The 8,311-nt window shown below is 70.3% G+C and carries 9 protein-coding genes and 1 pseudogene; 8 read left to right on the top strand and 2 right to left on the bottom strand.

Annotated features, from left to right (window positions below; translation table 11 throughout):
* From DCO45_RS23100 to cobJ, 4 genes and pseudogenes are all read left to right on the top strand, one after another.
* A pseudogene (locus DCO45_RS23100) lies at window positions 1-658 on the top strand (precorrin-3B synthase); the annotation flags it as partial.
* On the top strand, window positions 658-1,287 hold the full coding sequence (locus DCO45_RS22330) for a precorrin-8X methylmutase (protein WP_116927860.1): 630 nt from the start codon (window positions 658-660) through the stop codon (window positions 1,285-1,287). The pseudogene DCO45_RS23100 and the gene DCO45_RS22330, both read left to right, overlap by 1 nt.
* A complete protein-coding gene (cobI, locus tag DCO45_RS22325) occupies window positions 1,277-2,038 on the top strand; it encodes a precorrin-2 C(20)-methyltransferase (protein ID WP_116927859.1) in 762 nt (253 codons plus the stop codon). Before DCO45_RS22330 ends, cobI begins: the two co-directional genes overlap by 11 nt.
* Complete coding sequence (cobJ, locus tag DCO45_RS22320) at window positions 2,032-2,835, top strand: precorrin-3B C(17)-methyltransferase (protein ID WP_116927858.1); 804 nt, start codon at window positions 2,032-2,034, stop codon at window positions 2,833-2,835. The genes cobI and cobJ overlap by 7 nt, the downstream gene beginning before the upstream one ends.
* Here cobJ and DCO45_RS22315 read toward each other — a convergent pair.
* Window positions 2,805-3,563 (bottom strand): cobalt-precorrin-6A reductase, encoded by a 759-nt coding sequence (locus DCO45_RS22315; protein WP_116927857.1) that lies wholly within the window; start codon window positions 3,561-3,563, stop codon window positions 2,805-2,807. The two genes, cobJ and DCO45_RS22315, sit on opposite strands and share 31 nt — an antisense overlap.
* Here DCO45_RS22315 and cbiE point away from each other — a divergent pair.
* The 4 genes from cbiE to cobF are packed head-to-tail and all read left to right on the top strand — an operon-like array spanning window position 3,562 to window position 6,921.
* Window positions 3,562-4,755: a precorrin-6y C5,15-methyltransferase (decarboxylating) subunit CbiE gene (cbiE, locus tag DCO45_RS22310; RefSeq protein ID WP_165841258.1), complete on the top strand. Its 1,194-nt coding sequence runs from the start codon at window positions 3,562-3,564 to the stop codon at window positions 4,753-4,755. The two genes, DCO45_RS22315 and cbiE, sit on opposite strands and share 2 nt — an antisense overlap.
* Complete coding sequence (locus DCO45_RS22305) at window positions 4,752-5,231, top strand: cobalamin biosynthesis protein (protein ID WP_116927856.1); 480 nt, start codon at window positions 4,752-4,754, stop codon at window positions 5,229-5,231. The genes cbiE and DCO45_RS22305 overlap by 4 nt, the downstream gene beginning before the upstream one ends.
* The gene (gene cobM, locus DCO45_RS22300; RefSeq protein ID WP_116927855.1) at window positions 5,228-6,076 is read left to right on the top strand and encodes a precorrin-4 C(11)-methyltransferase; all 849 of its coding nucleotides are present in this window, start codon (window positions 5,228-5,230) and stop codon (window positions 6,074-6,076) included. The genes DCO45_RS22305 and cobM overlap by 4 nt, the downstream gene beginning before the upstream one ends.
* Window positions 6,073-6,921 carry a precorrin-6A synthase (deacetylating) gene (gene cobF, locus DCO45_RS22295; protein WP_116927854.1) on the top strand — a complete coding sequence of 283 codons (849 nt, stop codon included), beginning with the start codon at window positions 6,073-6,075 and terminating at the stop codon, window positions 6,919-6,921. Before cobM ends, cobF begins: the two co-directional genes overlap by 4 nt.
* On the opposite strand, the gene DCO45_RS22290 is transcribed toward cobF, so the two are convergent.
* Window positions 6,878-8,311 (bottom strand): DUF4118 domain-containing protein (locus DCO45_RS22290; protein WP_116927853.1); only part of this gene is annotated, 1,434 nt, incomplete at its 5' end. The two genes, cobF and DCO45_RS22290, sit on opposite strands and share 44 nt — an antisense overlap.

Here is an 8,311-nt window from a genome sequence, read left to right as displayed (position 1 = left end):
CGCGCGGCGTGCAGCCGGCGAACACCCCGGCCGCCTGCCCCAGCTGCTGCGCCAGGCCCAAGCCCATACAGGCGCGCTGCCACCGCTGGCGCTGCCCGCTGGCCTGCATGAAGCGCCCCCATACCTGCCCGCACCGAGCCAGCCAAAACCGGGCTGGCAGTGCGGTCTTGGCCTGTTGGTGGCCGCGCCGCTGGGCCGGGTTGCTGCCAGTGCGCTGGCGCGCCTGGCGCGCAGCGGCATCACGGGCCTGCGGCTAACACCCTGGCGCATGCTGCTGGTCGATGGCCTTGCGCCCCAGGGCATGCCAGGGGCGGGCTTGACCGACCACGACCACTGGATCTGCGACGCGCAAGATGCGCGGCTGCGCGTCTCGGCCTGCAGCGGCGCGCCCGGTTGCCGCCAAGCCCTGGCGCCCACGCAGGATCTAGCGCTCGCCCTGGCCCCCCATGTGCCCGAGGGCGCGCACCTGCATGTCTCGGGCTGCAGCAAAGGCTGCGCACGCCAGCTGCCCGCCACTGTCACCTTGGTGGCCCAAGCGGGCGGCGATGGGCCCGTCTATGGGCGCGGCCGCCATGCCACGGCCCAGGCCGTCCCCGATTCCCGCTGGAGCGCGCGCAGTCTGCGCGACAATCCCGGGCTGTTGTTTGAAGAAATGTAATGGTTCATACCTACGAAACCAATGGCGCCGAGATCTACCGGCAGTCCTTCGCCACGATCCGCCGCGAGGCCGATCTGCAGCGCTTCACCCCCGGTGAGGAGCGCGTGGCGGTGCGCATGATCCATGCCGCCGGCATGGTCGAGCTGGCCGCGCATGTGCAGTTTTCCGCCGGCGCAGTCGCGGCAGGCCAGCGCGCGCTGGAGGCCGGCGCGCCCGTGCTCTGCGATGTGCGCATGGTCAGCGAAGGCATTACCCGCTCGCGCCTGCCCGCCGGCAACCCGGTGATCTGCACCTTGCACGAGCCCGCTGTGGCCGAGCTGGCGCAGCAAATGAACAATACCCGCAGCGCTGCGGCGCTGGAGCTGTGGCGCCCGCACCTGGCCGGTGCCGTGGTGGCCATCGGCAATGCGCCGACCGCCCTCTTTCACCTGCTCAACATGCTGCAGGACCCGAGCTGCCCCCGCCCTGCGGCCATCATCGGCTTCCCGGTCGGCTTTATCGGCGCGGCCGAGTCCAAAGAGGCGCTGATGCAGGACCTGCCGGTGCCGGCGATGATCGTGCGCGGGCGCCTGGGCGGCTCGGCGATGACCGTGGCCGCCGTCAATGCCATGGCCAGCCATGTTGAATAAGACCAGCATCGCCACAACGGGCATCATCTGCGTGGGCCTGGGCCCGGGCGATCCCGAACTGATGAGCATCAAGGCCGACCGCCTGGTGCGCGGCGCCCGTCATGTGGCCTTTTTCCGCAAAAAAGGCCGGCCCGGCAAGGCGCGCCAGCTGGTCGAAGGCATGCTCAGCGGCCAGGCCGCCGAGTACCCGATGGAGTACCCGGTGACCACCGAAATCCCGGTGGACAGCCCCGCCTATGTGCAGCAGCTGGCGCAGTTTTACGACGACTGGTGCCTGCGCCTGGCCGAACTGGCCCGGCAGGAACAGGTCATCGTGCTCTGCGAGGGCGATCCCTTTCTCTACGGCTCCTTCATGCACCTCTACACCCGGCTGCGTGCGCGCGGCGATGTGGACCTGCAGGTGGTGCCCGGCATCCCCGGCATGGTGGGCTGCTGGCATGCCACCGGTGAGCCCATCACCTGGGGCGACGATGTGCTGAGCGTCATGACCGGTACCTTGTCCGAGGACGAGCTGGTGCGCCGCATGGACACGGCCGATGCACTGGTGGTGATGAAGGTGGGCCGCAACCTGCCGCGCATCCGCCGCGCGCTCGCCCGCGCGGGCCGCGCCGACGCCGCCTGGCTGGTGCAAAACGGCACCACCGACCAGCAGCAGGTCGCCCGCCTCAGTGACGTGGGCGACGAGGTTTGCCCCTATTTCGCGATCGTGCTGGTGCACGGCCAGGGCCGCCGCCCGGAGGCCGCATGGTAGGCGCCGGCCAACTGACCATTGCCGGCCTGGGCCCGGGCGACCTGGACCAGATCACGCCTGCGGTGCTGCAGGCCTTGCTGGCCGCCGACGATGTCGTGGGCTACTTCCCCTATGTGGCGCGGGCGCAGGCCTTGGTGGCGCAGAGCGCAGCCGCTGGCAGCCGCGAGCCGCAATGGCTCGCCTCGGACAACCGGGTCGAGCTCGACCGCGCCCGGCAGGCGCTGGAGTTGGCCGCCCAAGGCCGGCAGGTCGTGGTGGTGTCGTCTGGTGACCCGGGCGTGTTCGCAATGGCATCGGCGGTGTTTGAAGCCATCGAAAGCGCTGAGGGACCACAAGCGCAGGACTGGCTGGCACTGGACGTGCAGGTCTTGCCTGGCGTTACCGCGATGCTCGCCGCTGCCGCCCGCGCAGGCGCGCCGCTGGGCCATGATTTTTGCTGCATCAACCTGTCGGACAACCTCAAGCCCTGGCCGGTGATTGCCCGCCGGGTGGAACTGGCGGCCGAAGCCGATTTTGCGATGGCCTTCTACAACCCGCGCTCGCACAGCCGGCCCGAAGGATTCAACCGCCTGTTGGCCTTGCTGCGCCAGCATTGCGAGCCCGAGCGTCTGCTGATTTTTGCCCGCGCCGTCTCCACGCCCGAGGAATCGCTGCAGGTCTGCAGCCTCGCCGATGCCCAGCCCGAGATGGCCGACATGCGCACCGTCGTGCTGGTGGGCAACCGCCTCACCCGCCGCGTGGGCCGCTACACCTACACGCCGCGCTACTACGGCGCAGTGGATGGCAACGCGCCATGACGCAGCCAATGCAGCACATCCGCAACGCTTTCCGTGCGCGGCCGCAAGGGCAGCACCGGGCGCTGCACCATTACGACCGGCAAGCCCAGCGCACGGGCGGCATCGATCTTGCCGCGCGTGGCGGCGCCACCGGCATTCTTGGCCACCAGCCAGGCGATGCGCTGCTGCTGCAGCAAGGCCAGGTCGTCCTGCATGCCAAAAGGGCCCCGGCCCAGCACCACGGTGTGCCGGGGCAGCGGCAAGCTGCCGGGCACAGGTGCATCAACCAGGCGCAGCAGGTAGTGGTGCTGCGGGTTGGGGGCAAAGGCATCGAGCTGTTTGCGCCCCACGGCCAGAAACACCCGGCTGGGCGCCTGGGGCAGCGCGCTGGCGGCATCGGCCATGCTGGCCACTTCCGTCCAGCGGTCGCCGGGCTGCGCCTGCCAGGGCGCGCGCTCCAGCGCCAGCAAGGGCGTGCCGGTGGCGGCGCAGGCCGCGCAGGCATGGCGGCTCATCTGCGCGGCAAAGGGGTGGGTGGCATCCAGCACATGGCTGATGCCCTGGGCGCGGATAAAGGCGGCCAGGCCTTCGGGCCCGCCAAAGCCGCCGCTGCGCGTGGGCAGGGGCTGGGCCAGGGGTTGCTGGGTGACGCCGGCATACGAGAAGCAGGCGCGCACACCCGCCTGGTGCAGGGCCTGGGCCAACTCGCTGGCGCCGCTGGTGCCGCCCAGCAGGAGAACATGCGTCATGGCTGATCCGTGGTTGACATTGATAGGGTTGAACGAGGATGGATTGTCAGGCCTGAGCGCTGCGGCCAAAGACGCATTGGACCAGGCCGAGCTGGTATTTGGTGGCCCCCGCCATCTGCAGCTAGCCGCCATCGATGCGCGCGGCCGCCCCTGGCCCCAGCCTTTTGATGTGGCCCCGGTGCTGGCCGAACGGGGCAAACGGGTCGCAGTGCTGGCATCTGGCGACCCCTTTTGGTATGGCGTGGGTGGCAGCCTGGCGGCGCATTTGCGCCCTGAGGAATGGCGCTGCCATGCCCAAACCTCGACATTTTCACTGGTCGCCGCCCGCCTGGGCTGGCGGCTGGAAGCCTGCGACTGCCTGGGTCTGCATGCCAGCCCGATTGCGCAGCTGCTGCCCCGCCTGGCCCCTGGCCGCCAGCTGATCACCTTGCTGCGCGATGGCGCGGCCGTCGTGCAGTTGGCCGATTGGCTCAGCCACGAAGGCTGGGGCCAAAGCCCCTTGTGGGTGATGGAAGCGGTGGGCGGCCCGCGCGAGCGCTGCCGCATGCTGCGCGCCGATGCGGCCGCCGCTGCGCTGCAGGCTGAGCCTGCGCAGGCACCCGTGACCGTCGCCTTTATCGCCCAGGGCGGCCCCGCCTTGCCGACCGTGCCCGGCAGGCCCGACGACTGGTATGCCCACGACGGCCAGATCACCAAGGCGCCTGCGCGTGCGCTGACCCTGGCCACGCTGGCCCCCCGGCGCGGGGAGCGGCTCTGGGACATTGGCGGCGGCTCCGGCTCGGTCGCCGTCGAATGGTGCCTGGCCGGTGGCCTGGCCACCAGCATTGAGCAGCATGCCACGCGCGTGGCCAATATCCGCAGCAACGCCGAGCGCTTTGGCCTGCAGGCCCGCATGCAGGTGGTGCACGGCCTGGCGCCAGAAGCTTTGCAAGACCTGCCGGCGCCGCAAGCGGTGTTTGTCGGCGGCGGTTTTGATGCGGCGCTGTTTGCGGAATTGCGCGCCCACATGCCGCCAGGCTGCCGCCTGGTGGTGAATGCCGTGACCCTGGAAACCCAGGCGCTGTTGGTGCAGCTGCATGGCGAGCTGGGCGGCCAGCTGCTGCAGCTGGAGCTGTCCAGCGCGGCAGCGCTGGGCCGCATGCGCAGCTGGAAGGCGGCGCGCCCGCTGGTGCAGTGGAGCTGGCAGGTATGACGCAAGCAGCGCCCCACCGCTGTGTGGTGCTGGGGCTGGGTTTGCGGGCGCAGGCCCAGGCCGCCGACCTGCAGGCGCTGTGGCTGCAGGCCCAGCAGCAGCAGCCCGCGCTGGCCGAGTTTTGCGCGGTGGCGGTGCTGCAAGGCAAGGAGCAGCGGCCCGCGCTGCAGCAATGGGCCGCGCAGTTGCCTTTTGCGGTGGCGATGGTGGCGGTGGCGCAAGAGGCCCTGCCCGCGCAGCCGGTGGTCACGCAGTCGCCGCGCCTCTTGGCGCGTTACGGCACCGGCAGCGTGGCCGAAGCCGTGGCCCTGTCTGCGGCCGCGCCCGCGCCCCGCTTGCTGCTGGCCCGCCTGGTCGCTGGCGATGGCAGCGCCACCCTGGCCGCCGCGCTGCGCGAGCGCGGCAGCCCCCCCTATTGTTGTCTGGCAGCGGGCCTGCCCCCGGCTGATCCACAAACCCAAGGAGTTACGGCATGACCGTGCATTTCATCGGCGCCGGCCCCGGCGCTGCCGACCTGATCACCGTGCGCGGCCGCGATCGGATGGCCAGTTGCCCCGTGTGCCTGTATGCGGGCTCGCTGATCCCACGCGAGCTGCTGGCCCATTGCCCGCCGGGCGCGCGCATCGTCAACACCGCATCGATGAGCCTGGACGAGATCATCGAAGAGATCCGCGCTGCTGATGCGCAGGGCCAGGATGTGGCGCGCCTGCATTCGGGCGATCTGTCGGTCTGGTCGGCCATGGGCGAGCAGCTGCGCCGCCTGCGCGCACTGGGCATTGCCTACAGCGTGACGCCGGGCGTGCCCTCGTTTGCGGCGGCTGCCGCCACCCTGGGCGCCGAATTGACCTTGCCAGGCCTGTGCCAGTCGGTGGTGCTGACGCGCACCTCCGGCCGCGCCACTGCGATGCCCGAGGGCGAGCAGTTGGCCGCCTTTGCCGCCACGGGCGCGGTGCTGGCGATCCATTTGTCCATCCATGTGGCCGAGAAAGTGCAAAGCGAGCTGCTGCCGCACTATGGCGCCGACTGCCCGGCTGCCATCGTCTGGCGCGCCAGCTGGCCCGATGAAACCGTTGTGCGTACCACCGTGGGCCAACTGGCCCAGGCGGTGGCCACCAGCATGGAGCGCACCGCCATCATCCTGGTGGGCCGCAGCATCAGCGCCGAGGACTTTGGCGAAAGCCGCCTCTACGCCACCGACTACGACCGCCGCTACCGGCCCCAGGGCACGGAGCCGCGCTTTCCGGCGCCCGCCGCTGCGGTGGATACCGCCACCGACCGGCCGCTCACCTCAAACCCAATCAGCGCTGAAGGCCAGGCATGAGCAGCAGCTTGCCGCCGGTCGCGCTGAGCCTGATCGGCATTGGCACCGGCAACCCCGACCACCTGACGCGCCAGGCCATCGCCGCGATGAATGCTGCCGACCTGCTGCTGCTGCCCCACAAGGGCGAGGACAAGGCCGAGCTGGCGGCCCTGCGCCAGTCGCTCTGCGATGCCGTGCTGCAGCAGCCCGCGCCGCAGACCGCTGGCTTTGACATGCCCGAGCGCCGCAGCCAGGGCGATGACTACCTGAACCAGGTCGACGAATGGCATGCGGCCATCACCCTGCGCTGGCAGGCCGCGATTGCGCAGGCGCTGGAGAGCGGCTTGAAGCCGCGTGCGAGTAACGGCGTGCTGCAGGTGGCCCTGCTGGTCTGGGGCGATCCATCGCTCTACGACAGCACCTTGCGCATTGCCGCGCGCATGCAGCCGGCACCGCTGCAAGTCACGGTCATCGCCGGCATCACCTCGATGCAGGCGCTCACCGCCGCGCACGCGATCGCCGTTAATGACATTGGCCAGCCCTTTACCGTCACCACCGGCCGCCAGCTGCGCGAGCAAGGCTGGCCGGCCGGCGTGGACACGCTGGTGGTGATGCTGGACGGCCAGTGCAGCTTTCGCAGCCTGCCGGCGGCGCAGGCCCGCGATGTCTACATTTGGTGGGGCGCCTACCTGGGCATGGCCCAGCAGTGCCTGGCGCATGGCCCGCTGGCCGAGGCGGCCGAGCGCATTGTGGCCGCCCGCGCCGCAGCACGCGCCCAGCATGGCTGGATCATGGATATCTACTTGCTGCGCCGCATACCCATCAATCCAGCGCCGGCTGAGGCAACACCGGCAGCGCCACGCTGAACACGGCCCCCGGCCCAGGCTCGGACGCAGCGGCATCCAGATGGCCACCATGGGCCTGCACAATGCGCTGGGCCAGTGCCAGGCCCAGGCCAATGCCGGAGATGCTGGACTCGGCATGGCCCCGGCTGAAAGGAGCAAACAGCTGCTCGGGCGCCAGGTGCGCGGGCAGTCCCGGCCCGCTGTCCTGCACGCGCAAGAGCAGCTGGTCGCGCTCGACCTGCGCCGTCACCCGCACGGCGGTGCCCACGGGGGTGTATTTGCTGGCGTTGTCCAGCAGGTTGACGAGCACCCGCTCCATCATCGCCGCATCGATCCACAGCAGCGGTAAGTCGGCCGGCAGCTGCAGCTGCACCGGGTGATCGGCCAGGCGGCCGCCGAGCTGGCGCAAGGCACTGCCCACCAGCTCATCGACAGGGATCCAGGCGCGCTGCAGGTGCACACCGTCCTGCTGCAGCCGGGCCATGGCCAGCAGGTTGTCCACCAGCTGCTGCAAGGCCTGGGCCTGGTTGCGAATCTGCAGCAGCATGTCCTGTGCGGGGCCCGGCGGCGCATGCGGCAGGCCGGCCTGGGCGGCACCCAGGATGCTGGTGAGCGGCGTGCGCAAATCATGCGATACCGACGACAGCAAGGTGTTGCGCATGCGCTCGCCCTCCATCGCCACCTGGGTCTGCTGGGCCACCTCGACAAAATGCACGCGCTCTAGCGCCAGCGCAATCTGGCTGGCGCAGGCATCCAGCAGGCGCCGCTCCTCGGGCACGCGCAAGCGCTCGGGTGTGCGCAGCTGCAGCACCAGCACGCCGCGCGCCCGCACCGGCGCCATCAGCGGCACATACAGCGCGTCCGACGCGGCCAGGGTGTCCGTACCCCGGCCCGCCATCTGGCTGTGCTCCATGCTCCAGCGGCCCACGCTGGCATCAATCGCCGCCTCGCTACCGGGCGCCACATGCAGCTGCTCTTGTGCATCGGGCAGTAGCAGGCCGGTGCGCGCATCGAACACGCCCGAGACCGTCGTCAGCGCCGTCTGCACCACCTGCGCCTGTGTGAGCGCCCCCGACAGATCACGGGCCAGGCGCGCCAGCGCGCCCGCGCGCCGCTCGCGCTCGGCCGCCACCCGCGCCTCATGGCGCAGCCTGGCCATCAGCTGGCCGCAGACCAGGGCCACGCCCAGCATCAGGCAGAAGGTGAAGATGTACTGCGTGTCGTTCACGCCGAAGGAGTTGCGCGGCGGCACAAAGCAAAAATCAAACAGCAGCACCGACAAGAGCGCCGCCCAGGCGCCCGGCCCCCGGCCCCAGCGCAAGGCCGACAGCACGACCACCAGCAAAAACAGCATCACTACATTGGCCGGGTCAAACACCTGCAGCAAAGCTTGCGCCAGCAGCGCCGCCGC

The sequence above is a fragment of the Comamonas sp. JNW genome (assembly GCF_003105075.1).
Taxonomy (GTDB): domain Bacteria; phylum Pseudomonadota; class Gammaproteobacteria; order Burkholderiales; family Burkholderiaceae_C; genus Comamonas; species Comamonas squillarum.
Note: the sequence above shows the minus strand (reverse complement) of the source record. Positions and strands in the feature narration are given on the sequence as shown.

Excerpts from the sequence above, each read along its gene's own strand:
- DCO45_RS22330 (WP_116927860.1), top strand. The coding sequence starts at position 658 with ATGGTTCATACCTACGAAACCAATGGCGCCGAGATCTACCGGCAGTCC.
- cobI (WP_116927859.1), top strand. The coding sequence starts at position 1,277 with ATGTTGAATAAGACCAGCATCGCCACAACGGGCATCATCTGCGTGGGC.
- cobJ (WP_116927858.1), top strand. The coding sequence starts at position 2,032 with ATGGTAGGCGCCGGCCAACTGACCATTGCCGGCCTGGGCCCGGGCGAC.
- cbiE (WP_165841258.1), top strand. The coding sequence starts at position 3,562 with ATGGCTGATCCGTGGTTGACATTGATAGGGTTGAACGAGGATGGATTG.
- DCO45_RS22315 (WP_116927857.1), bottom strand. The coding sequence starts at position 3,563 with ATGACGCATGTTCTCCTGCTGGGCGGCACCAGCGGCGCCAGCGAGTTG.
- DCO45_RS22305 (WP_116927856.1), top strand. The coding sequence starts at position 4,752 with ATGACGCAAGCAGCGCCCCACCGCTGTGTGGTGCTGGGGCTGGGTTTG.
- cobM (WP_116927855.1), top strand. The coding sequence starts at position 5,228 with ATGACCGTGCATTTCATCGGCGCCGGCCCCGGCGCTGCCGACCTGATC.
- cobF (WP_116927854.1), top strand. The coding sequence starts at position 6,073 with ATGAGCAGCAGCTTGCCGCCGGTCGCGCTGAGCCTGATCGGCATTGGC.